The organism is Mesorhizobium sp. USDA 4132 (genome assembly GCF_056279545.1).
In genome coordinates, this window is sequence record NZ_JBWCCP010000002.1 from 176,379 (window position 1) to 200,427 (window position 24,049).

Annotated in this window: 15 protein-coding genes and 1 pseudogene; 5 read left to right on the top strand and 11 right to left on the bottom strand. The window is 60.9% G+C overall.

Going from position 1 to position 24,049, the window contains the following annotated elements; translation table 11 throughout:
• Nucleotides 1-6: 6 nt before the first annotated feature.
• Nucleotides 7-921 carry an ABC transporter permease gene (locus tag ACZ9IU_RS23680; protein ID WP_040125628.1) on the bottom strand — a complete coding sequence of 305 codons (915 nt, stop codon included), beginning with the start codon at nucleotides 919-921 and terminating at the stop codon, nucleotides 7-9.
• A gap of 83 nt (nucleotides 922-1,004) precedes the next feature.
• Nucleotides 1,005-2,501 (bottom strand): ABC transporter substrate-binding protein, encoded by a 1,497-nt coding sequence (locus ACZ9IU_RS23685; protein ID WP_040125627.1) that lies wholly within the window; start codon nucleotides 2,499-2,501, stop codon nucleotides 1,005-1,007.
• A gap of 434 nt (nucleotides 2,502-2,935) precedes the next feature.
• Between ACZ9IU_RS23685 and ACZ9IU_RS23690 the strand changes: the two genes are divergently transcribed.
• Genes ACZ9IU_RS23690 through ACZ9IU_RS23700 form a run of 3 tightly spaced genes read left to right on the top strand, consistent with a single transcriptional unit; the run spans nucleotide 2,936 to nucleotide 6,202 of the window.
• Entirely contained in the window at nucleotides 2,936-4,126 is a 1,191-nt protein-coding gene (locus ACZ9IU_RS23690) for a sialidase family protein (RefSeq protein WP_040125626.1), read from the top strand.
• Nucleotides 4,126-5,073, top strand: coding sequence for a 4-hydroxythreonine-4-phosphate dehydrogenase PdxA (gene pdxA / locus ACZ9IU_RS23695; RefSeq protein ID WP_040125625.1), 948 nt, complete (start codon nucleotides 4,126-4,128; stop codon nucleotides 5,071-5,073). The genes ACZ9IU_RS23690 and pdxA overlap by 1 nt, the downstream gene beginning before the upstream one ends.
• A gap of 10 nt (nucleotides 5,074-5,083) precedes the next feature.
• Nucleotides 5,084-6,202: an iron-containing alcohol dehydrogenase gene (locus tag ACZ9IU_RS23700; RefSeq protein ID WP_040125624.1), complete on the top strand. Its 1,119-nt coding sequence runs from the start codon at nucleotides 5,084-5,086 to the stop codon at nucleotides 6,200-6,202.
• Nucleotides 6,203-6,248: 46 nt separating this feature from the next.
• On the opposite strand, the gene ACZ9IU_RS23705 is transcribed toward ACZ9IU_RS23700, so the two are convergent.
• The gene (locus ACZ9IU_RS23705; RefSeq protein ID WP_040125623.1) at nucleotides 6,249-6,953 is read right to left on the bottom strand and encodes a FadR/GntR family transcriptional regulator; all 705 of its coding nucleotides are present in this window, start codon (nucleotides 6,951-6,953) and stop codon (nucleotides 6,249-6,251) included.
• A gap of 3 nt (nucleotides 6,954-6,956) precedes the next feature.
• Nucleotides 6,957-7,985, bottom strand: coding sequence for a four-carbon acid sugar kinase family protein (locus ACZ9IU_RS23710; protein WP_040125622.1), 1,029 nt, complete (start codon nucleotides 7,983-7,985; stop codon nucleotides 6,957-6,959).
• 307 nt (nucleotides 7,986-8,292) lie between these two features.
• Between ACZ9IU_RS23710 and ACZ9IU_RS23715 the strand changes: the two are divergent.
• Both ACZ9IU_RS23715 and ACZ9IU_RS23720 read left to right on the top strand, forming a co-directional pair.
• Nucleotides 8,293-14,558: pseudogene (locus tag ACZ9IU_RS23715) on the top strand (HAMP domain-containing protein).
• 11 nt (nucleotides 14,559-14,569) lie between these two features.
• Nucleotides 14,570-16,246, top strand: coding sequence for a response regulator (locus ACZ9IU_RS23720; protein ID WP_040125620.1), 1,677 nt, complete (start codon nucleotides 14,570-14,572; stop codon nucleotides 16,244-16,246).
• A 49-nt stretch (nucleotides 16,247-16,295) separates the two neighbouring features.
• Here ACZ9IU_RS23720 and ACZ9IU_RS23725 read toward each other — a convergent pair whose 3' ends face one another.
• The 7 genes from ACZ9IU_RS23725 to ACZ9IU_RS23755 all read right to left on the bottom strand — a co-directional run bounded on the left by ACZ9IU_RS23725 (nucleotide 16,296) and on the right by ACZ9IU_RS23755 (nucleotide 23,937).
• Entirely contained in the window at nucleotides 16,296-17,366 is a 1,071-nt protein-coding gene (locus ACZ9IU_RS23725; protein WP_040125619.1) for a Gfo/Idh/MocA family protein, read from the bottom strand.
• Complete coding sequence (locus ACZ9IU_RS23730; RefSeq protein ID WP_040125618.1) at nucleotides 17,363-18,385, bottom strand: Gfo/Idh/MocA family protein; 1,023 nt, start codon at nucleotides 18,383-18,385, stop codon at nucleotides 17,363-17,365. Before ACZ9IU_RS23730 ends, ACZ9IU_RS23725 begins: the two co-directional genes overlap by 4 nt.
• Before the next feature lie 5 nt (nucleotides 18,386-18,390).
• A complete protein-coding gene (locus tag ACZ9IU_RS23735) occupies nucleotides 18,391-19,686 on the bottom strand; it encodes a Gfo/Idh/MocA family protein (RefSeq protein WP_040125617.1) in 1,296 nt (431 codons plus the stop codon).
• Nucleotides 19,683-20,777 carry an ABC transporter ATP-binding protein gene (locus tag ACZ9IU_RS23740; protein WP_040125616.1) on the bottom strand — a complete coding sequence of 365 codons (1,095 nt, stop codon included), beginning with the start codon at nucleotides 20,775-20,777 and terminating at the stop codon, nucleotides 19,683-19,685. The genes ACZ9IU_RS23735 and ACZ9IU_RS23740 overlap by 4 nt, the downstream gene beginning before the upstream one ends.
• A 12-nt stretch (nucleotides 20,778-20,789) precedes the next feature.
• Nucleotides 20,790-21,707, bottom strand: a complete 918-nt coding sequence (locus ACZ9IU_RS23745) for a carbohydrate ABC transporter permease (protein ID WP_040125615.1) — start codon at nucleotides 21,705-21,707, stop codon at nucleotides 20,790-20,792.
• Nucleotides 21,688-22,581 (bottom strand): carbohydrate ABC transporter permease, encoded by an 894-nt coding sequence (locus ACZ9IU_RS23750; protein ID WP_040125931.1) that lies wholly within the window; start codon nucleotides 22,579-22,581, stop codon nucleotides 21,688-21,690. Before ACZ9IU_RS23750 ends, ACZ9IU_RS23745 begins: the two co-directional genes overlap by 20 nt.
• Before the next feature lie 72 nt (nucleotides 22,582-22,653).
• Complete coding sequence (locus ACZ9IU_RS23755; RefSeq protein WP_040125614.1) at nucleotides 22,654-23,937, bottom strand: ABC transporter substrate-binding protein; 1,284 nt, start codon at nucleotides 23,935-23,937, stop codon at nucleotides 22,654-22,656.
• Nucleotides 23,938-24,049 lie beyond the last annotated feature (112 nt).

Here is a 24,049-nt window from a genome sequence, read left to right on the forward strand (position 1 = left end):
CTGTCCTCAATGACGGATGCGCGGATCGAGAAGCGCATAGGCGAGATCGATCAGCAGGTTCATGAGGAAGATCGCCAGCGCGGTCACCAGGATCGCGGCCAGGACGACGTTGAAATCCCGCTGCAGGATCGAGTCGATCATCAGCTTACCGACACCGGGGAAACCAAAGATCGTCTCGACCACGACGGCGCCGTTCAGCAGGCTCGCCGCCTGGTCGCCGATGACGGTGATGACCGGCAGCATGGCGTTGCGCAGGGCGTGGATGAAGATGATCGGGCCGGCCTTGACGCCTTTTGCACGGGCCGTCTTCACATAAGCGGAGGATAAGGCGCCGATCATCGAGCCGCGCACGACCTGGACGATGATGCCGAAGGGACGGACGAACAGCACACCGATCGGCAGGATCCAGTGCAGGATCGACCCGGTGCCGGATGTCGGCAGCCATGCGAGGTTTACGGAGAACACGACGATCGCGACGATGGCCAGCCAGAAGTCCGGCACCGATGCGCCTACCAGCGAAATCATCGAGGAGAGCCGGTCGAAGAAGCCGCCGGAGCGAAAAGCGGCGAGCGAGCCGACGACGATGGCCGCGGCCGTGACGAGCGACATGGTGATCACCGCAAGCCAGAGCGTCCATACGAACGCTTCCGTCACCACATCCAGCGCCGGCCGCGCCTTGCGCAGCGATTCACCGAGATTTCCGGTCAGCACGTCGCCGACATAACGTCCGAACTGCACCATCAGCGGGTCGTTCAAGCCATGAAGCTCGCGGAACTGCTGCTTCATTTCGGCCGAAGCTTCGACGGGCAGGAAGAGAGCGGCCGGATCGCCCGTCAGGCGGGACAGGAAGAACACCAGCACAAGCAGCCCGACCAGTGAAATCAAGCTCGCCACGGAGCGCTTACGAATGAAACTGAGCATGTCGCCCTCGACTATTATGGCGGCGGATGGGTACCCGCCGCCTTTGGGTCGTGATTGGAAATCCGGGAGCCGGTTTCCGCTGACTATTTGATGCCGATTTCCGACAATTGCAGCATCGAATTTGTAGCGATGGTCGGTTTGAAGTCGATACGCGGCGAAACGCGCGAGAAGCCGACCATGTGGAAGAGAAGGGCGTCGGCAACCACGTCGTCATGCAGGTAGGCGATCAGCTGTGACCAGAGCTTTACACGTTCGTCACCGACTGCCGCCGAAGCGCGCTTGATCAGGTCGTCGACCTTCGGATCGGAGAAGCCCGACTGGGTCCCCTGCGAGGCATATTTGAAGAACATGGTGAAGGACGGGTCGCCCTTGGAGTTGTCGTGCATGGCGGCGACGATGATCGGGCCACGACCTTCCTTGAAGGGCTTGGAGTAGTAGCTCTCGTGCTCGGCCACTTCGACGAACTTCAGATCGACCTTGAAGCCGACTTCCTGGAGCTGCGACTGAACCGCTTCCATGATTTCGGTGACGTTCGGGAAGTTCGCCGTGCGGGCGATCAGCGTGATCGGCGTATCGACCTTTACGCCGGCGGCCTTTGCCTCGGCGAGAAGCTTCTTGGCGCCTTCGGGATCATAGGGGAACACCTTGACGTCCGGGTTCCAGCCTTGCGTGGTCGGCGGCACCAGCGCCGTCGCAAGCACGGCTCCTTGGGGCACCAGCGTGCCGATGAACGCCTGGCGATCGATGGCCAGATTGAGCGCCTTGCGAACCCGCACGTCGTTCAGCGGCTGAATGTTGTGGTCGAGGCGCAGATAGACCGTCTCGCTGTCGAGATAGGAAAAGTCGGTCTTGGGGTCGGTCGCATCGAGCTGCGAGATCGACGGAGAAAGGTCGGCTTCTCCGGCCTTCACCATCGCTGCGCGCACGGACGGATCGGCGCGGAACAGGTAGGTGGCCTCGGTCACCTGGGGTTTGGCACCCCAGTAATCGCTGCGGGCGGCAAGCACGATCTGCTGGCCCGGCGTCCAGTTCTTCAGCGCATAGGGACCGGTGCCGATCGGCTCGCGAATGAATGCGAGCGGGGTTTCTTCCGGGACGATCGTGACCAGCGACATCAGCAGCGGCAGGATCGGCTGGGCGGGGTCGGCCTTGAAGTCGATCGTGTAGGGGTCGACGACATTGGCGCTGATTTTCATTCCACCGAAATAGCGGCGGGATTCGCAGGCGTTCTTGTCGCTCATCACGCGGTCGAAGCTGTGCTTCACATCCTTGGCGTCGAACGTCGTCCCGTTGGAGAACTTTACGCCTTGGCGGAGATGGAACCGCCAGCTGCCGTCCTGGGTCTGCTCCCATTTTTCGGCCAGGCGCGGCATGACGCCCTTCTTGCCGCGAACATCGAGCTCGGTCAGCGTTTCGCTGACGTTCTCCATGATGATACGGCCGATATTGGAACGGGTCGCCATGCACGGCTCCAGCAGATCGGCTTCTTCAGGCAGCACGATCTTGATAGGGCCGGACCCTGCGTAAGCCGGGGCAAGCGCAGATCCGAGGATCAGCGCGGTCATCAGCATCTTCTTCATGTGGTTCACCTCCCAAGTGAATATAAATTGATCAGACACCGTTCCGATCGACCTGCCGTGGCCCGGTGGATGAACGGCTGATTTGGTGATTGGCGAGCCGACCCGTGAAGGAAGACCGATGGCGATTTAGAGGCTCTATCGTGGAGCATTCGGACCTTGGACCGAAAATTTCTCCCGACGGCAGGGCCACATATTTCGCTGCACCGCGATCGCCTACTCCTCCTGTGCTATTCTCCTCCAAACCATGTTCTGTCCCGCACACTTTGTCAAATTGTTTTGCGATGTAATTTTTCGAGAAAAATTCATTCGTAAAAATACCGTTATTTTCCAGATTGTTATGTTGAGTCCGATGCTAGAAACCTGCGGCTGATGCATATTATAAAACTTGACAACTTTGTGTTTCTGGCAATTCTCAGCGCCGAGAGGAGAGCTTTATGAGCCCTGATGAAATAGCGGCAGCAATGACCGGCAAGGTACGGATGACCGCCGGCAGGCACGAAGCCTTCCTGCCTTCCCCCATGGTGCAGAACCATGCAAGCTTCCTGCATCTCCTGGCCGATGGCGCGTTGATCTGCGCCTGGTTCGGTGGCTCGCTGGAAGGAAAGTCCGACATATCCATTTTCGCGTCCGTCCTCGTGCCGGACTCGGACCTCTGGGGTCCGCCGCAGAGGCTGAGCTTCGATGACGCCCGTTCCGAGCAGAACCCGGTTCTATTTACCGCGCCCGATGGCCGGCTCCGGCTTTTCCACACGTCGCAGCCTTCCGGCAACCAGGACGAATGCCGTATCCGCATGGCCGAGATCCGGCGCGATCAAAGCGACCCGACACGGCTGGCCGCGGAGGCGGGCAGTTATCTCGACCTGCCGAAAGGATGTTTTATCCGGGCTCCGCTGACGGTGCGGGATGACGGCGCATGGCTTCTGCCGATCTTCCGCTGCGTTCAGCGGCCGGGCCAGAAGTGGAATGGAAGCCATGATACGGCGGCAATCGGGATATCCACAGATGCCGGGAAAACCTGGCGCCTCGAAGAATTGCCGCAATCGACCGGCTGCGTCCACATGAGTCCCGTCGCCTTGCCAGCAGGCGGCCATGCGGCATTTTTTCGCCGGAGGCAGGCGGATTTCGTCTACCGGAGCGAAAGCGCCGATGGCGGTCGATCCTGGTCGGTGCCCGAGGCAACGGATGTGCCGAACAACAATTCCTCGATCGCAGTTATTCGCCTGACCGATGGCCGGCTGGCGATGATCTGCAATCCGGTAAGCGCGGCTCAGTCTGGCGATCGCCGTGCTTCGCTTTACGATGAACTCGGCGAGAGTGACGAAAGACCGGATGCCGATCCTACGGGCGGCTGCGTGCCCGTCTGGGGCGTGCCGCGCGCGCCGGTCTGTGTCTGTATTTCGAATGATGGTGGGCTTAGTTTTCCAGTCCGAATTCTGATCGAAGACGGGCCGGGTACCTGCCTGTCCAACGATTCCACCGATGGCCGGAACAAGGAAATGTCCTATCCGTGGCTTCTGGAAGCGCCGGACGGGACCCTGCACATCGCCTATACCTATCACAGGCGGGCAATCAAATACGTGAGCCTGGCTTCGGGCTGGGCAGACGCGACTGACGGGAGAGTTTGATGAGCAATATCATTGGTATCACCATGGGAGACCCCTGTGGCGTCGGTCCGGAAGTAACAGTCAAGGCGCTGGCCGAGATGTCCGACGCCGATCGCTCCGCAACGCGGGTCTACGGCAATCTTGCGACGCTGGAGGCGGCGCGCGATGCGGTGGGGGTCGCGCTCGATCTCACCCCTTATGTCGTCGACCTTCCGGTGGAGGGAGCGCCTTTGCCCTGGGGACAGCTGTCGTCGGTCGCCGGCGATGCGGCGTTCCGCTTCATCGAGCGCGCCGTGCGCGATGCCGAGGCCGGTTCGATCGGCTGCATCGTCACCGCGCCGATCAACAAGGAAGCGCTCAACCTCGCAGGTCATCATTACGATGGCCACACGGGCATGCTGCGCAGCCTCACCGGTTCGGCAGCGGCATACATGCTATTGGCGTCCGACCGTCTGAAGGTGATCCATGTCTCCACGCATGTTTCCCTGCAGGAGGCCATTCGGCGTGCCACAACGGAACGGGTTCTGGCGACGATCCGCGCCGGCAACGCGCATCTGAAGCGCATCGGTTATGAACGTCCGCGCATTGCGGTTGCCGGCATCAATCCCCATTGCGGCGAAAACGGCCTCTTCGGCACGGAAGATGACGATCAGATCGCGCCGGCCGTTGCGGCCGCCCGCGCCGAAGGCATCGAGGTTCACGGTCCGATCTCCGCCGATACGGTTTTCCACCGCGCCTATTCCGGCGCCTTCGATCTGGTCGTCGCGCAGTATCACGATCAGGGCCATATCCCGATCAAGCTCGTGGCCTTCGATACGGCCGTCAACGTTTCCGTCGATCTGCCGATCGATCGCACCTCCGTCGATCACGGCACCGCGTTCGATATCGCCGGCAAGGGGATCGCCAATCACGGCAACATGAATTCTGCCATCGCCTACGCGCGCAAGCTCGTGGCGGGGGTCCGGTAAGGAACGCGTCATGGCCATTGCACCCATCACACTCCACCAGCCGCTGCGCCTCGCCGTCGGTGCCGGCACGATCAGCCAGGTTGGCGTCTGGGCTGGCGACGTCGTCTCGACCCTGGTCATTGCCACGCCGATTACGGCTGGTTTTGCCGACCGTCTGCAGTTGCCCGGCCGATTTTCGGTATTCGACGCCATTCCAGGCGAGCCGGATACCGCAACGCTGGATGCTGCGCTGGAGGCCGCCCGAAAGGCCCGCCCGCAAATGATCGTCGGACTTGGTGGTGGATCGGTATTGGATGTCGCCAAGCTGGTTGCGGCGCTGTGGGATTCCGAGCAGACCCTCGAAGACGTTGCCGGTCCCAATCGCGTCGCCGGCCGCCGCACGCGGCTTGCCCAGGTCGCGACCACCGCGGGTACCGGCTCGGAGGCCGGGATCCGCTCGCTCATCACCGATCCGGTCAAACGGACCAAGATCGCGGTGGAGAGCCCGCACATGATCGCCGATTTCGCGGTGCTCGATCCTGAGCTGACCTATTCGGTGCCTCCGGCTGTGACGGCTGCGACAGGTGTCGACGCCATGGCGCATTGCGTCGAGGCCTTCACCAACCGCCGTGCCCACCCGATGATCGACGGTTTTGCCCGCATGGGTTTTGGGCTGGTCGGCCGGTACCTGGCGCGGGCGGTGAAGGACGGGCACGATACGGAGGCCCGCGAAGGGCTGATGCTTGCTTCCTATTACGGCGGCATTTGCCTCGGCCCGGTCAATACCGCGGCCGGCCACGCGATCGCCTATCCGCTGGGCACGCGTCTCAACCTGCCGCACGGCCTGGCGAATGCCATCGTTTTCCCGCATGTCCTGGCTTTCAATCAGCCGGTCGTTGCTGCAAAGACCGCGGAAGTGGCTGCAGCATTGGGCCTTGGCGATCACCTCTCCTCGGACGAATTGCGCTCTTCAGCCTACGATTTCTGCGGAGGGCTTGGCATCCAGATGTCGCTGGCGGCTCATGGCGCCAGGCAGGAGGAACTTTCCCTCTACGCTTCGGAGGCACATGCCATCCGCCGGCTGATGGATAACAACCCGGCCGAAATGAGTGTCCAGGATGTGCTGGGTATCTATGAGGCGGCGTTTTGAAATGACGGTCATCCGGCTGTAGGCTGCCGGATGACATCTAGAGGTTTCACCGGTGCGAGGACTGAAACAGTCGCTCGCGTGAACCTTTCAAGTGGTCCAGCATCAGTTGCCGCGATGCTTCCTGGTCACCGCGAGTGATCGCATCGGCGATTGCCTCGTGCTCGCCGAACACTTTCGCGAGTCCGGTGGCTTCTCTTTTCACGGAGGCGCCGTGGAATTTCATCCCCACTGCAATGTGATCTTTCAGGGCTTCCATCGCCGTCGAGAAGTAGTTGTTCTGAGCCGCACGGGCGATGGCCAGATGGAACTGGTAGTCGGCATCTTCACGATGGGCCTGGCGGTTCGTGGCATCGCGCAGCAATTCCAAGGCCCGCTTTATCGCCGCCAGGCTCTCCTTGTCGTGACGCACTGCCGCCGCAGCCGCGGCCGCCGGCTCAAGCGTCATGCGAAATTCATAACAGTTGAGGAGATCGGCGACGTTTTCCAGCTGGCCGAATCCGAGCGGTTCACGCAGGCCGAGCGCACGCACGAAGCTGCCGGCACCGCGCCTCGAATAGATCAGTCCCTGCTCGCGCAACCGTCTCAGCGCTTCCCGGATCACCGGTCGCGACACTTCGAATTCGTTGGCTAGCTCGTGTTCGGTCGGCAACCGTTCATCCGGCTTGTATGCTCCCGACTTGATCGCGCGCAACATCCGCTCAAAGACGATATCGGGAAGGCCCTTGCGGGCAGTACCGCTCTCAAGCCCCATCGTTCAACCCTTCTCGCCCATGGCTATTCTTGCTATCTCGCACAATGTGCCCGGCGTGCCGAATCCGCCGGATTTGGCGATGATGCATTGGCCATCGATATAAGCCAAGCCAAGGCCCGGCAGACATTCGCCGAGAAGCTGGAATCTCGAGACATTCATTGCCTTCAGGACAGCCTCGGCAGTCGCCCCGCCCGACAGAAGCAGAGTGGCGGCCGGCGCCGTCATGTCTGGGACTATGCCGGCCGCCATCCTGTCCGATACCAGAAGCGGCGGATCGTCCTTTCCAGCCGGCGTGGCCTGAACCAGCGTCACGCAATGCTGGGGCGGCGCGATCTTCTCCGGGCGTCCGTTCGGCGCGGCAATATAGTCAAGCACGACCGCCTGCCGCAGTTCCTCGACTTGCGCCAGAGTGATTGGATCTCTCGAGCCGATGACAAAAAGGGCGGGGCCCGGTTTGGGGAGGGCCGGTTCGGCGGTCTGACGGCCGGTCATATGACATGCCAGCGCCTCGGCGAGACCCCTGGCGCCGACAAAAAGATCGGTCCCGGCCTCGCGGCCAATTGCCAGAGCCGCGGACATGTCTTCCTGCGAAAGGGTATCGGGAATGATGGCCCGTTCGGCATGAACGCCAAGCGCATCGGCGACATTCAGCGGCTTGTCCAGGCCGAAACCTTCGACATGTCCGGTTCGGACATTCCGCCCGAAATCGGGTATCGCCGGAGCGACCAGCGCCAGGTGAAAAGGCGTGACGTCAAGCTCGGCGGCGATATTGCCCTTGAGGCGGGAATCGATCTTCTTGAACAGAACGATGTCCGATGGCAGGCACGACAGGGCCGCCGCAGTCGCCTGCCGCGCAGCCTCCGCCCCGACTTCACGAGATCCCAGGTTGATTGAAAGAACCGCGGGCCTCATTTGCAAGGCCCACTCGATAGCCTCGGCGCTCAGCGCGATTTCAGTATGCAAACCCCTGCCGGCAAACGGCGCTGCGCAATCAAGCGCGCCAGTCAGGTCGTCGGCGAGAATAACCAGCATATTAGACCACATGATCTGTTGTTATCTTTTTTGAGCGAAATATGCTCGTATTGTCAATCGTATAACTGCAGTATTTGACAAATTCAGCCGCGGCTCGTGTGCCGGATCGACCGGCCGGGCCGTATTTTTCCGGGCCTTCACTTGCCGCAATTAGCGTCCCTAAGCCGAGCGGAATTTGCTTGTCTGACGCGGGAGGTGGAGTGCGCCCGGCCAGTAGTCTTTTTGAAATCCTGCGCTAGATTAAAATGGCACTCTAAGGCAGGGGGCTTCGGTGGCTAGACAGGGCAATGACGTTCAGCGCAGTGGCGTGGATTCGAGCGACCTTTCAGACGTGAATGTCGCGGTGATGGCGGACGAAGATGCCCGCGCCCTGCTTGAAGCTCTCCTGGCGATGAGACGAGGAGACTTTTCGGTCCGGATGCGGTCCGATATGACCGGTGTCACCGGAAAAATCGCAGATACATTAAACGATATCATCGCCGCCAACCAGAAAATGGCGGCCCAGCTCGAGAATGTCGGCCAGGTGGTCGGGCGGGATGGGCGCACCAGCACGCGGGTCAGATTTGGACTTTCCGACGGAGCCTGGGCAGACATGGAAGGGTCGATCAATACACTGATCGACGACTTGCTGTGGCCGACGACGGCGGTCACCCGGACGATCACGGCGGTCGCCAAAGGCGACCTGCTGCAGACGGTTCCGCTTGACGTGGATGGGCGACCGCTGAAAGGCGAATTCCTGCGTTCAGCCGAGATCGTCAACACGATGATCAAACAGCTGAGCGTGTTCACATCCGAAGTGACGCGCGTCGCCCGCGAGGTCGGCACGGATGGTAAACTGGGTGGGCAGGCTCAGGTTCCGGAAGTCACCGGTGTGTGGAAGGACCTCACCGAGAGCGTCAACTCGATGGCTTCGAACCTGACCGCTCAGGTCCGCAATATCGCAGACGTCACGATTGCAGTCGCCAACGGCGATCTTTCCAAAAAGATCACCGTCGATGTTCGCGGCGAAATCCTGCAGCTGAAGGAAGCCATCAACACGATGGTCGACCAGCTCCGCTCCTTCGCGTCGGAAGTGACGCGCGTTGCCCGAGAAGTCGGCACGGAAGGAAAGCTGGGTGGCCAGGCTCTTGTGCCGGGCGTTGCGGGCACGTGGAAGGATTTGACCGACTCGGTCAACGCAATGTGTGGCAACCTGACGGCGCAGGTGCGAAATATCGCCCAGGTCACGACCGCCGTCGCCCGCGGTGACCTTTCGAGAAAGATCACCGTCGATGTGTCCGGCGAAATCCTTGAACTGAAGGAAACCATCAATACGATGGTCGACCAGCTCAATGGCTTTGCCGGCGAGGTGACGCGTGTTGCCCGCGAAGTCGGCACCGAGGGCCGACTGGGCGGCCAGGCTCAGGTGCCGGGCGTCGCCGGAACCTGGAAAGACTTGACCGACAACGTCAATTCCATGGCCTCCAATCTAACGGCCCAGGTCCGCAACATCGCCGAAGTGTCGACCGCAATCGCCAATGGCGACCTGTCGAAAAAGATCACGGTCACGGTTTCGGGTGAAATCCTGGAACTCAAGGAAACCATCAACACGATGGTCGATCAGCTGAATGCCTTCGCTTCGGAGGTGACGCGCGTCGCCCGCGAAGTGGGAACGGAAGGACGGCTCGGCGGGCAGGCAAACGTTCGCGGCGTCGCCGGCACCTGGAAGGACCTGACGGAGAACGTCAACTCCATGGCCGGGAACCTGACGGCACAGGTCCGCAATATTGCCGAGGTCTCGACGGCAATCGCCAACGGCGACTTGTCGAAGAAGATCACCGTCGACGTCAAGGGCGAAATCCTGGAGCTGAAGGAGACCATCAACACCATGGTCGACCAGCTCAACGCGTTTGCATCCGAAGTGACGCGCGTCGCGCGCGAAGTGGGGACCGAAGGCCGGCTTGGCGGACAGGCGAATGTGCGCGGCGTGGCCGGAACCTGGAAGGACCTGACGGACTCGGTCAACTCCATGGCCTCCAACCTGACCGGCCAGGTGCGAAACATCGCTGAAGTTGCAACCGCCGTGGCCCAGGGTGACCTGTCGAAGAAGATTACCGTGACGGTGTCGGGTGAAATTCTGGAGCTCAAGGAGACCACATCAACACGATGGTGGACCAGCTCAACGGCTTTGCCGGAGAGGTGACGCGTGTCGCCCGAGAGGTCGGGACTGAAGGGCGGCTCGGGGGCCAGGCGAACGTTTTGGGTGTTGCCGGAACGTGGAAGGATCTGACGGACTCGGTGAACTCTATGGCCGGCAACCTGACGGCGCAGGTCCGCAACATCGCCGAGGTCTCGACGGCGATCGCCAACGGCGACCTATCACGCAAGATCACCGTCGACGTGAAGGGGGAAATCCTTCAGCTGAAGGAAACCCTCAATACGATGGTGGACCAGCTCAACCGGTTCGCCTCTGAAGTGACCCGTGTGGCGCGCGAAGTGGGTACCGAAGGCAAGCTCGGCGGCCAAGCCCAGGTACCGGGCGTTGCCGGCACCTGGAAGGATCTGACCGAGAACGTCAACTCGATGGCCTCCAACCTCACCGGTCAGGTGCGTAACATCGCGGAAGTGACGACTGCGGTCGCAAGAGGAGATCTGTCGCGCAAGATCACGGTCGACGTGAAAGGCGAAATCCTGGAACTGAAAAACACCATCAACACGATGGTGGACCAGCTCAACGCCTTCGCCGGGGAAGTGACGCGCGTCGCACGCGAGGTGGGCACCGAAGGCAAGCTCGGCGGCCAGGCGCAGGTGTCGGGCGTCGCGGGTACCTGGAAGGACCTGACGGATTCGGTGAACTCGATGGCTGGCAACCTGACGGCCCAGGTGCGCAATATCGCGGAGGTCGCCACCGCGATCGCCAATGGCGACTTGTCGCGCAAGATCACCGTCGACGTTCGTGGTGAAATCCTGCTGTTGAAGGACACGCTCAACACGATGGTCGACCAGCTTCGGTCGTTCGCGGGCGAAGTGACGCGCGTGGCGCGCGAGGTCGGCACTGACGGCCGTCTTGGCGGTCAGGCGGTGGTGCCGGGCGTCGCCGGCACCTGGAAAGACCTGACCGACAACGTCAACCTGCTTGCCGCCAATCTCACCACGCAGGTCCGCAACATCGCCGAAGTCACGACCGCTGTCGCGCGAGGCGATCTGTCGCGAAAGATCACCGTCGACGTGAAGGGCGAAATTCTCGAACTGAAGAATACCATCAACACGATGGTCGATCAGCTGAACGCCTTTGCGGGCGAAGTGACGCGTGTGGCGCGCGAAGTCGGCACCGAGGGCAAGCTCGGCGGCCAGGCGCAGGTGCCGGGCGTCGCCGGGACGTGGAAAGATTTGACCGATACCGTCAACGTCATGGCCGCCAACCTGACGGAACAGGTGCGCGGCATCGTCAAGGTGGTGACGGCCGTCGCCAACGGCGACCTCAAGCAGAACCTCACCGTCGCATCCAAGGGCGAGGTCGCCGCACTTGCGGAAACCATCAACAACATGACCAATACGCTGGCGACCTTTGCCGACCAGGTCACCACGGTGGCTCGCGAAGTGGGCGTCGAAGGCCGCCTCGGCGGTCAGGCGAACGTGCCGGGCACCGCCGGTACATGGAAAGACCTGACCGGTAACGTCAATCTGCTGGCGGCCAACCTGACCACTCAGGTCCGGGCTATCGCGGAGGTCGCAACCGCCGTCACCAAGGGAGACCTGACGCGGTCGATCCAGGTGGAAGCGCGCGGTGAAGTCGCCGAGCTCAAAGACAACATCAATACGATGATCGGCAACCTGCGCCTGACGACGGAGCAGAATACCGAACAGGACTGGCTGAAGACGAACCTCGCGAGGTTCACGAACATGCTCCAGGGGCAGCGCGACCTGACGCTGGTCGGGAAAATGCTGCTTTCGGAACTCGCGCCTCTCGTCGGGGCACATCAAGGCGTTATCTATCAGGTGGACGCTGAGGATCACCAGCCAACCCTGTCCCTGCTGTCAAGTTACGCGGACGGGGTCGGTGCGGCACATCCGCGGCGTCTGGCGTTCGGCCAGGGGCTTGTGGGGCAGTGCGCCATCGATGCCCGGCGCATTCTGGTTACCAATCTTCCCGACAATGTCGTTCCCATCAGCTCTGGCGTTTTCTCGACCCTTCCCAAGAGCGCCATCGTTCTGCCGGTTCACTTTGAAGGGCAGGTCAAGGCGGTGATCGAGCTTGCGTCGGCCGGCGAATTTACCGAGTTGCAGCTTTCCTTCCTGGACCAGCTGACGACCTCGATCGGCATCGTACTCAACTCGATCGAGGCGACGATGCAGACGGAAGGCCTGCTCAAGCAATCCCAGCAGCTTGCGACAGAACTTCAGACGCAGCAGAGGGAGTTGCAGCAGACCAACGAGCAGCTTGAGCAAAAGGCGCAGCAGCTCGAAGAACGAAATGTCGAGGTCGAGGCGAAGAACCAGGAAATCGAGCAGGCCCGCCGCGCGCTGGAAGAAAAGGCAACCGAGCTGGCGCTGACGTCGAAATACAAGTCCGAGTTCCTCGCCAACATGTCGCACGAGCTGCGCACGCCGCTGAACTCGATCCTGATCCTCGGCCAGCAGCTCGGAGAAAACCCCGACGGCAACCTCTCCGGCAAGCAGGTGGAGTTCGCAAAGACGATCCACGGGGCTGGCACCGATCTCCTCAACCTGATCAGCGATATTCTCGACCTCTCCAAAATCGAGTCGGGGACCGTATCGGTTGATGCCGAAGAGATATTCATCACCAACCTGCTGGAGATGATGTCGCGGCCGTTCAGGCATGAGGCGGAAAATCGCGATCTCAGCTACATGGTCGAGATTGGCGAAGACGTGCCGAGAAGCATCATTACCGACTCCAAGCGGTTGCAGCAGATCCTCAAGAACCTGTTGTCGAACGCCTTCAAGTTCACCGCGCAAGGCGGTGTCACGCTGAAAGTCGCGCCGGTGACCGAAGGCTGGTCGCTGGATCATTCGTCTCTCAAACATGCGCCATCGGTGATCGCCTTCGAGGTCACCGATACCGGGATCGGAATACCGCCCGAAAAGCAGCGCATCATATTCGAGGCTTTCCAGCAGGCTGACGCTTCGACCAGCCGGAAATACGGCGGCACCGGGCTGGGCCTTGCGATCAGCCGTGAACTCGCGAACCTTCTTGGCGGCGAAATCCAGCTGCGCAGCACGCCCGGCGTCGGCAGCACGTTCGTGCTCTATTTGCCGCTGACTTATGTGGGCGCCTCCCCCGCTTCTAAGGCCCTGCCGGCCCACAGCAATGTCGTGCAGCTCGCAGAGGCTGCCGCCGCACGTCGCGCCGACAAGCCCGCGGAACAGGTCGAAGACGATCGTGGCGAAATACAGCCCGGGGATGCGGTTCTGCTGATCGTCGAGGACGATCCGCATTATGCCCGCGTCCTTGTCGATCTGGCCCATGACAGCGGGTTCAAGGTGCTGGTGGCGACGCGCGGTGGCGAAGCGCTGAATTTGGCGCAGGAATACAAACCTGCCGCGATATCCCTCGACATTTTCCTGCCGGACATGCTCGGCTGGACGGTGCTGAGCCAACTCAAGCAGAGCGCGGCGACGCGGCATATTCCCGTTCAGATCATCAGCCTTGACGAGGACCGTCAACATGGCCTCACACGCGGCGCCTTCGCATTCATGAGCAAGCCGACCACGACCGACAGTCTCGGTAAAGCATTCCTGCGGCTGAAGAATTATGCGGAGCCGCGCCGCAAACGGCTTCTCCTTGTTGAAGACAGCGAGGCTGAGCGGCTGAGCGTGACCGCTCTGCTCAGCCATGACGATATCGACATCGAAAGTGTAGGCTCGGGTGCCGAGGCGCTCGCCGCACTTAAAGAGGATCCGGCCGACTGCGTCGTTCTCGATCTCACCCTGCCTGACATGTCCGGCTTCGAAGTTCTGGAAAAGATCCGTGATGACGATGACATTGCCGAGGTTCCGGTCGTGGTCTTCACGGGGCGTGAGCTCTCACCCGAAGAGGACGCCCAGCTACACACCATGGCGCGCAGCGTCGTCGTGAAAGGCGTCGAGTCGCCTGAACGTCTCCTGGACGAGACTGCCCTGTTCCTCCACCGGGTGGTGGCCGATATGCCGGCCGCCAAGCAAGCGATGCTCGAGGAACTTCACAGCTCGGACGAGGATCTGATCGGAGAGACCGTTTTGTTGGTGGACGACGACGCCCGCAATATTTTCGCACTCAGCAGTGTTCTCGAACGTCGCGGAATGAGAGTTCTGACTGCGACCACAGGCAGCGAAGCCATCGACGTCATTCAGAAGGATCGGGCCATCGCCATCGTTCTGATGGATATCATGATGCCTGGAATGGACGGTTACGAAACGACGCAGGTGATCCGCTCGGACCCCAGATTCCGACGCCTGCCGATCCTTGCGCTGACCGCGAAAGCAATGAAAGGCGATCGCGAGAAGTGCCTGGAAGCGGGTGCGTCTGATTATCTGGCAAAGCCGGTCAATACCGAACAACTGCTATCCGCGCTCCGCATGTGGTTGCACCGCTAGGGGATATGGCCATGGACCCTGTCAACATCCTTCTCGTGGACGATCAGCCGGCAAAACTTCTAAGTTATGAGGTCGTGCTCCAGGAGCTTGGTGAAAATCTGATCAAGGCCCAGTCCGGTCGAGAGGCTTTGGAGCACCTCCTGCGCAACGATATTGCCGTCATTCTGGTGGATGTCTGCATGCCGGAGCAGGATGGTTTCGAGCTCGTCAGCATGATCCGGGAGCATCCCCGCTACCAGCATACGGCAATCATATTTGTATCGGCCGTCATGATGGCCGAACCGGACCGGCTGCGCGGTTATGCGGCGGGAGCCGTCGATTACGTCTCGGTACCCATCGTTCCCGAAGTTCTGCGGGCCAAGGTGCGAGTGTTCGCTGACTTGTACCGAAAGACGAGGGAACTTGAGCGGTTGAACGCTGACCTCGAGGATAGGGTTCGCGAACGTACCGCTGAGCTCGAAGCTTCCTCCAATCAATTGCGCCAGCTTAACGAAGAACTCGAGGAACGGATTGACCAGAGGACGCGCGAGCGGGAAGAGGCGATTGCTCAACTGTTCGAGGCGCAGAAGCTGGACACGATCGGCCAACTGACCGGCGGCGTCGCCCATGATTTCAACAATCTGCTGATGGCGGTGCTGGGAAGCCTGAACCTCCTGAAGAAGCGACTTCCCACCGATGAGAAGAGCGAGCGGCTGGTCGCCAATGCGATACAGGCGGCCGAGCGTGGCGCGGCTTTAACCCAAAGGTTGCTGGCATTCGCGCGCCGCCAGGAATTGAAGCCGCACGCGGTCGATTTCGCCGAGCTCTTCGAAAACATTCAGGACCTCCTGAGCAAGGCGCTCGGACCTGGGGTGGATATCAGGAAAGATATTCCGCCACGGCTGCCGCAGTTGCTGGTCGACAGCAATCAGCTCGAACTTGCCCTCCTCAACCTGTTCGTCAACGCCCGGGATGCGATGACCGGGAGCGGCACGATCATGGTGTCCGCAGAGGAAAAAGATGTCACGCGGGCCAGCAGCCTGACTGCCGGCCGTTACGTGCGGATTTCGGTTTCCGACACCGGAGAGGGCATGGACGAAGCTACGGTGACGCGTGCGGCCGAGCCCTTTTTCACGACGAAAGGACCTGGAAAGGGAACCGGTCTGGGTCTTTCGATGGTGCACGGTCTGGCGGCCCAATCGGGCGGTATTCTGGACCTGTCGAGCGTCAAGGGAGAGGGGACGACCGTGTCCCTGTGGTTGCCGATCGCCGAAGATATTGGTGGGACGGCTCCATCGCCGGAGGCCGCACCCCAGGATGCTGCTCCCAATATGCCGAACGCGCTGACGGTACTTGTGGTCGATGACGACGCGCTCGTCAGCATGGGAACCTCGGCCATGCTGGAAGATCTTGGCCATGTCACCACGGAGGCGCCTTCAGCCGCTGCCGCACTGGAAATCCTCAACTCCGGCCGGAGGTTCGACCTCGTCATCACGGACCATGCCATGCCCGGGATGACCGGGGCGGAGCTCGCGCGCCTGATCATCGGGTCCTATCCGGGTTTGCCGGTGATCCTGGCCTCCGGATATGTCGAACTACACGAAGATCACGGGCTTTCAGATCTCTTGCGCATGACCAAACCGTTCACTCAAGAGCAACTTCAGACGGCAGTCCATCGCGCGGTGGCCGAGCGGGCGTCGGCCGCCTGAGCGCCCCTTCCGGCTCTGTGATTTTTCGCAACCCGGATATCTGCCTTGTTCAGACCGGCAGCCAACCCGCGGCGAGGGGGTGATCTGTAGCAAGCGGCAGGCGTACGATCAGGCCTTCCCTTGCCGATGCGTAGATTGCCGTAACAAGCTCGATCGAGTGATAGCTTTCCTGAAGCGATGGCAGATAGAGGTCCGGCTTCCCGGTGAGACGCGCATGGACATCCACGAATAGTCCCGGAAACCGTGGAAGGACGTCGGGTATTTCTCGGGTTGCCGCATCGATCTCGGGCTGCCGCGACGGGTCGGTGGCTTCGAATTTCCACGGTCCCGCCCCTATCTGATAGGCCTCTGCGCCTGACGTGACCGTGACGTGCTCGAAACACATCCTTAACCGCGAACTGTTTCCGGCCGCACCCAAGGTGACCGACGACGTGATCAACGCGCCCTGCGCGGTGCGCATGGAAAGCACCGCGCAATCCTCGGTCTCGATCGGATTGACGCGGGTGTCGAGGAAGGCGGCGACCTCCACGACATCTCCGACGAGATGAGTCATGAGATTGTGGATATGGCATGCATGGCTGACAAGTACGCCGCCGAGTTCGCCTTTCCATGTGCCCCGCCAGCGCTCTGCGTAATAATCGGGTCCCCGCTGCCAATGTGTCTCCAAGGCCACCACGTAAGGCCGACCCAAAAGTCCCCGGTGCTTCAATTCGTGTGCCGCCCGGTAGCCGGCGCCATAACGATACTGAAATACGGGAAAGACCTGCCGCCCCGTTCGTTCGGAAAGCTCGGCAATCCGGCGCACTTCGGTTATCGAACCGGCAAGCGGTTTCTCGCAGACGACGTGCTTTCCTGCTTCCAGGGCTGCAAGCGTCATCGGCGCGTGCAGTTGTGGCGGCAGGCAGATGTCGACCAGATCCACGAGAGGATCGGCGAAGACCTGGTTGATGTCGGGGACAGCCTGGCTGCCCGGCGCCTGTCGCGCCGCGTCCTCGGCGCGAGACAGGTTGAGATCGCAGACGTAACGGACGTCGAACAGATCAGCCAATTCGGCATAAGCGGCGATGTGCGCCTTGCCTATACCCGCGCCGATGACGGCGACCCGGACACGCTCCGTCATCGGTCTGTTTTCTCTTCTGCGACAAGTTGCGCCTGCAGTCCCAACCGCGTCGCGAGGAACGCATGAGACTGGCGCATTGCCGTCTCGGTTCGCCTTTCCACGTCGGCGGCCAGGCGGGCGAAAAACGGCTTTCCGGCGCCGCTCGCCTCGAACCGCTGCACGCCCGACTTGTCGACCAGAAAGACGTGGTCCTGACCGTCCCGACCGGCGATATCGATGTATTTGCGAAGTTCGATATAACCTTCCGTTCCCAGGATGGTCATCCTGCCGTCGCCCCAGACGGGAAGACCGTCGGGCGTCAGCCAATCGACACGGGCATAACCCCGGCCGCCGTTACCCTCTAGCAGCGCCTCGCCGAAATCCTGGAATGCAGGCCGATCCGGATTTGCGACATTGGTCACATGGGCGGAAACAACACGTGCCTCAGTCGACCCGGTATAATGGAGGAACTGATCGAACTGATGGGCGCAGATATCGGCGAGAATTCCGCCGCAGCGAGCTCTGTCCCAGAACCAATCCGGCCTCAGATGCGCATTCAAGCGATGCGGTCCGAGACCGACCGTCTGAACCACCTTGCCGATCCGACCTTGGCCAATCAGCTGGTCCGCCAGGGTGGCGCTCTCGACGGAGACACGTTCGGAAAAGGACACGGTCCAGCGTCGCCCGGTATCCGCGACGGTGCGTTGGATGTCTGCCAGCTGTTCCAGGCTGGTGCAGCCGGGTTTGTCGACCAGAACGTCCTTGCCGTGCACCATTGCCGCCACCGCGATATCGGCGCGCTCGCTGTTGATCCCGGACGACAGGACAAGGACAATGCTTTCATCGTCGAGGATGGCTTGCATCGACCGGGCCGGCAGATCCGGATAGGTTTCCTGGAATGTCTTGCGGGCTGCCTCTGGGGTCTCCTCGCCCGTTGTCCACGCTACGAGCGTGGCGCCGGCATCCAACATGCCATTGATCATGCCATAGATATGTCCATGGTCTATGCCGATGACGCCGATGCGAAGGTTATAAGCCATGGGAACTACCTGTTCAGGTGGATGCCGCGAGCGCGGAGCATGGATTGTATGTTGACCAACGAGCCCGTTTCTATGGAAGCGTTGGCAGCGATGCCGGTGAGGATGGACCAGGCGCCGGCAACATGATCGGAGGCACGGCCATAAGGATCGGGCTGCATGTTTTCCGGATCAAAGATATAACCCAGCATGACCGGATCCGCGCCGCCGTGATCCCCCGTCGCCTTTGGAACGGCAAGCTGGCGCGGAGGCTCGCCGGCCAGGTGGAGTTCGGTGGTGATCGCATCTTCGTCCGCATGGGCGCGTTTGCCGCCGAAAACCCCATGGACCTCGACATGGCGATGAGTAATGTCGCCTTTGGTGCCCTGGAACTTGATTTCCAGCCCTTCCCAGGGCGAATAGGCAGTCAGGGTGTAATTGGCGGTGACGCCTGAAGCGTAGCGGATATGCGCCTGCATCGTATCTTCGATGCCGATCTCTTCGTCGAATACGCAGAGGTCGCGGAAATAACCGTCTTCCTGCTCAGCTTCCACATAGAGCTTGCGCAGGTTTTCGTCGGCTGCAAGGTCGAGGCGGAAATCGCACTTATAGGCGACGGGACAGTCGCTGCAGCGTGGCCCGCGGCCCGCGAGGCCAAGCTCCACTGCCATTTCCGGTCGATAAAAGACGCGTCGGCCGGAGGCCAGGACTTCCGTCGGCGCGGTCCCCAGCCACCAGTTGAGAAGATCGAAATGGTGGGTCGATTTATGGACCAGGAGCCCGCCGGAATTCTCTTTCTGGCGGTGCCAGCGGCGGAAATAATCGGCGCCGTGAACCCGATCGAGGTGCCAGCGGAAATCGACCGCCGTCACGGTGCCGATCGCTCCCGATGAAATCAGCTCCTTGATCTGGGTGCGCGCCGGCGAATAGCGGTAGTTGAAGGTCACGGTGACCTTTCGGCCCGTGCGCGCCTGGGCATCGACGATCTGCTTCAGACGGCTGAGATCGATCGTCAGCGGCTTTTCGCAAATGACGTCGCAGCCGGCCTCGAAGGCACGAACGATGTAGTCGGCGTGCAGGAAATCCGGCGTTGCGACGACGACCGTATCCGGCCTCTGTTCCGCGATCAGGCGATCGAAATCGGCGGCAAGATAAGTCGCGACGCCGTTCGTCCCGGGCTTTGAGGCCGCTTGCGCCGCTTCGCCAAGGCGATGGGCGTTGCTGTCGCAAAGGGCAACGATCTCATGTTTATCGGCATAATCTTCAACGACGGAATTGCGGAACATCTGATGCCGGGAGCCGCATCCAACAATGGCGATCTTCACTGTACCTGGCTTTCTTTCTGGATGGGTTCGATGCGTTTGCCTGCGCTATCGAAATAGTGGAGTTCGGAGAGGTCGAACCCGATGGTGACCGGATCGCCCATCCGGTAGGGCGTCCGTCCGTTGTCGCTGGCCAGCAGCACCTGGCCTGAAGACAGCGCGATATGCAGCAAGGTCTCGCTGCCGAGATATTCCACCAGCCGGATCGTGCCTTCGCCCGTGACATCGCCATTGCCGACACGCAGAGACGAAGGCCGCACGCACAAAGTCAGCGCCTGATCGGCGGTCGGAAGCTCGGCAATCGAAAAGTCGGGCATGCCGGCCACCGACACAGTGGTCTTTCCGGACCCGCGGGTTGCTCTTGCCTGCAGCATGTTGATCTTCGGAGAGCCGATGAAGCCCGCTACGAAGAGGTTCTGCGGCCGTGTATAGAGTTCCTGGGGCGTGCCGAGCTGCTCGATCTTGCCACCCCGCAGGACCACGATCCGGCTTGCCATGGTCATCGCTTCCACCTGGTCGTGGGTCACATAGATCATGGTGGTGCCGAGGCGGGCGTAGAGCGAGGCCAGTTCCGCGCGCATCTGCACGCGCAGTTCCGCGTCCAGATTGGAAAGCGGCTCGTCGAACAGGAAAAGCTGCGGCTCGCGCACGATCGACCTGCCGATGGCGACGCGTTGCTTCTGCCCGCCCGAAAGTTGGCGCGGCTTGCGGTCCATAAGCTGCTCGATTTGCAGGATGCGCGCGGCGTCCGCCACCCGCCGCTCCACCTCGGTGCGCGAAACCTTGAAGTTCTGAAGACCGAAAGCCAGGTTCTTTCGCACGCTCATATGCGGATAGAGAGCGTAGCTTTGAAAGACCATGGAAAGTTCGCGCTTGGAGGCGGGCAAGTCGTTGACGACCTTTCCGCCGATCGAGATCGTGCCTTCGCTGATGTCTTCGAGGCCTGCGACCATGCGCAGGAGCGTCGACTTTCCGCAGCCCGATGGACCGACGAGAACAAGAAACTCGCCGTCGTGGATGTCCAGATTCAGCCCCTGGATGATGGACAGCGCCCCATAGCGCTTGCCGACGTTTCGAAGCGTCAATCCTGCCATGCGTCTTGTTCCCTATTTCATTCCGGAGGTGGCGATGCCGCGCACGATGAGTCTCTGGAACAGGACGAAGAAGATGACGACCGGGACCAGCGAAAGGACCGACATCGCGAACATCTGGCCATAGGCGGACTGCCCTTCCTGATCGAGGAAGAGGCGAAGCGCCAGCGGCACGGTGTAGCTCTTGATGTCGTTGAGGTAGATGAGCGGGGCCAGGAAATCCTCCCAGACCCAGATCAGCGAAAAGATCGCCGCCGTGCCCATGGCCGGCAGCGAAAGCGGCAATATGATTGCCCAATAGATCTTGAAGGGCGAACAGCCGTCGATCATTGCGGCTTCGTCCAGCTCGCGGGGCAGTTGCCGAAAGAACTGCACCATCAGAAAGATGAAAAAGGCATCGGAGGCGAGGAAGCGCGGCACCACAAGGGGCAGATAGGTGTCGACCCAGCCGAGGTTCAGGAACTGAACATATTGGGGGATGAGAACCACGTGATAGGGGATCATCAGGGTCATCATCATCAGCGCGAAAAAGAAGCTGCGCCCGGTGAAACTCAGCCGTGCAAAGGCATAGGCCGCGAACGAGCAGGAGACCAGATTGCCGATCACCGACAGGCTCGTGACGATCGCCGAGTTCACGTAGAAGACCGTGAAGGATATCGGCAGCGCGTACCAGCCTTTCGTGTAGTTCTCGAACCGAAATTCGGAAGGCCAAAGCGTCAGGCTGCCGAAAATCTCGTTTTCCGGCTTCAACGAGGAAGCGAGCAGCCAGAACAGCGGATAGAGCATCACGCATGACACGGTGATCAGGAAGATGTGCTTGAGGATTCGGCCATTGCGATCGCGTTTGTCCCGCTTCAGCCGAAGCTCGTGAGCGACGCGCGCGGCCTCATCCACCTGGATGGCGATTTCCAGATCAGTCGCGCTCGTTTTCATAGTGCACCCAATATTTGGAAGTGAAGAAAGCGATCGCGGTGAAGGTCGCTATGATGACCAGCAGGAACCAGGCAAGCGCCGATGCATAACCCATGCGGAAGAACTTGAAGGCCTCGTTGAACAGGTAGACCGTGTAAAATAGGAGGCTGTCCGCCGGCGCGCCGGTGCCGTTGGAGATGATGAAGGCGCTGGAAAAGGTCTTGAAGGAATCGATGGTCTGCAGCACCAGATTGAAGAAGATCACCGGAGCAAGGAGCGGCAAAGTGATGCGGGTGAATTGCCGCCAGCGCGGCGTGCCGTCGATTTCCGCCGCCTCGTACAGATCCCGCGGAATGCCGCGAAGGCCAGCCAGAAAGATCAGCATCGGCGATCCGAACTGCCACATGGCGAGCACGACAATCGTGAAGAGCGACGTGTCGGGATCGGTGATCCAGGAGGCTCCCTGGATACCCACCATCGCCAGAACCTGATTGACGACACCGTCGGCGGCGAAAAGTTGACGCCACAATATCGCGATTGCAATCGAAGAGCCGAGCAGGGACGGCAGGTAGAAGATGGCTCGATACAGGCCGATCGTCCGCAAGCCCTTGTCGAGCAACATGGCGACACCGAGGGCCATGATCAGGCGGGCGGGCACAGCCAGCGCAACATAGGTAAAAGTGACCTGCAGCGCTTTCCAGAAGCGCCGATCCCGGGTGAACATGTATTCGTAATTGCCCCAACCGATCCATCGGGGGGCGCTCACCATGTCGTAGCGGGTGAAGGATAGATAAAGCGACGCAAGGATCGGCCCCAGGGCGAGCAGAAAAAATCCGATCAGCCATGGGAGAAGAAACACATAGGCCGGTGCATTGCGGGAAAAAAAACGTCTCATCGAAACGACCTTGTTGTCGGAAGAGAGGCCCCGGCGGCAGGAATTGCCGGGGCCCTGATATTCCCGCACCGATTACTGGGCGCGCTCGACGATCGACTGGGCGTCTTCGATGAAGGTGCCAGCGGCTTTCGCAACTTCCACCTTGCCAAGCACGACGTCGGTGCCGGCACGCATGAAGGCGTCTCGCACCTCTCCCGCTCCCTTTGGGGCAGGCAGCGGCAGAGGACCAACCTTGCTCTGAATCGCTGCGAAGTAGTCGACCGAGAGTTTTTCGACCTCCGTAAGCTTGGGGGTCAGCGCAGCACGGATTTTTGGCGAACAGGGAATGCCACGCTCGAGACCGAGAATGCCGGTGATTTCGGGATCGTTGACCCAGGCATTCATATAGGCAATTGCGGCCTCCGTGTCCTTGGCGTCCCGGCTGAGGGACAGGAACATCGAGGGCTTGATGAACTGGCCGGGCTTGCCGCCCGCCTTGTGGGGCACCATGGCGGCACCGATCTTGTCTTTTGCCACGGACTGGATGCCGACCAGCTGGTTGGACCAGTAGTGGGACATGGCGGTATCGCCGACGGCGACGCCCGATTCGGCAATCGGCGGATCGAGAATAACGGTCTTGTTCTTGTCGCGAACGACCCCTGCCTTGCGCAGGTCGGCCCACATCTGCCACCAGCTCGCAACATCCCCGGCTGTTGCCGTGACCTTGCCGTCGGGGCTGTAGAATTCGCGACCGTTCTGGCGAACCCAGGATTCGAAGGTCTCGATCATCAGGGACAGGTCGTCCGAGCCCTTCATCTTGCCCCCGGACTTGGCTGTAATCTTTTCGCATGCCTTGGCGAAATCGTCCCAGGTCCAGTTGATCAGGTCTGCGTCGATGCCCGCTTCCTGGAAGGCGCGCGTATTGTAGACCATGACCTGGCTGTTCGAGCCGATGTTGAGGGCATAAAGCTTTCCGTCGACCCTGCCGCCATCGAGCGGGCCCTTGTCGAAGTCGGCGATCATCAGGCTCTTGCCGGCGAATTCATCGAGAGGCTTCAGCGCCCCGCGATTGACATATTCAAACAGGAACCGGTAATCCATCTGCACCAGGTCGGCCATGTTCCGGCCTGCGGTCTGGGTCGCCATCTTGGTCCAGTAGTCACCCCAGCCGATCGTTTCGCCGGAGACGGCGATGCCGGCGTTCTTCTTCTGGAATGCGTCGATAACGGCAAAGGTGCGCTTGTCGCGCTCCGGATTGCCCCACCAATAGTGGCGGATAGTGCGCGTGGCAGCAAGCGCCGGCATAGCCGGAAGCGCAGAAGCGGCTGCCGCCGCTCCTATCGTGCCCAATAAAGTTCGCCTTGTCAGTTTGGTCATTTTGTCCTCCTCCTTCTAACTCCGGAGCGTCTCGTCGGCGCCGGATGCGTTGCGGTCGTTCCATGGTTTGCCGCGCGCCGGCTCCTCCTGCCGGATACGCAGCATTCTTCTC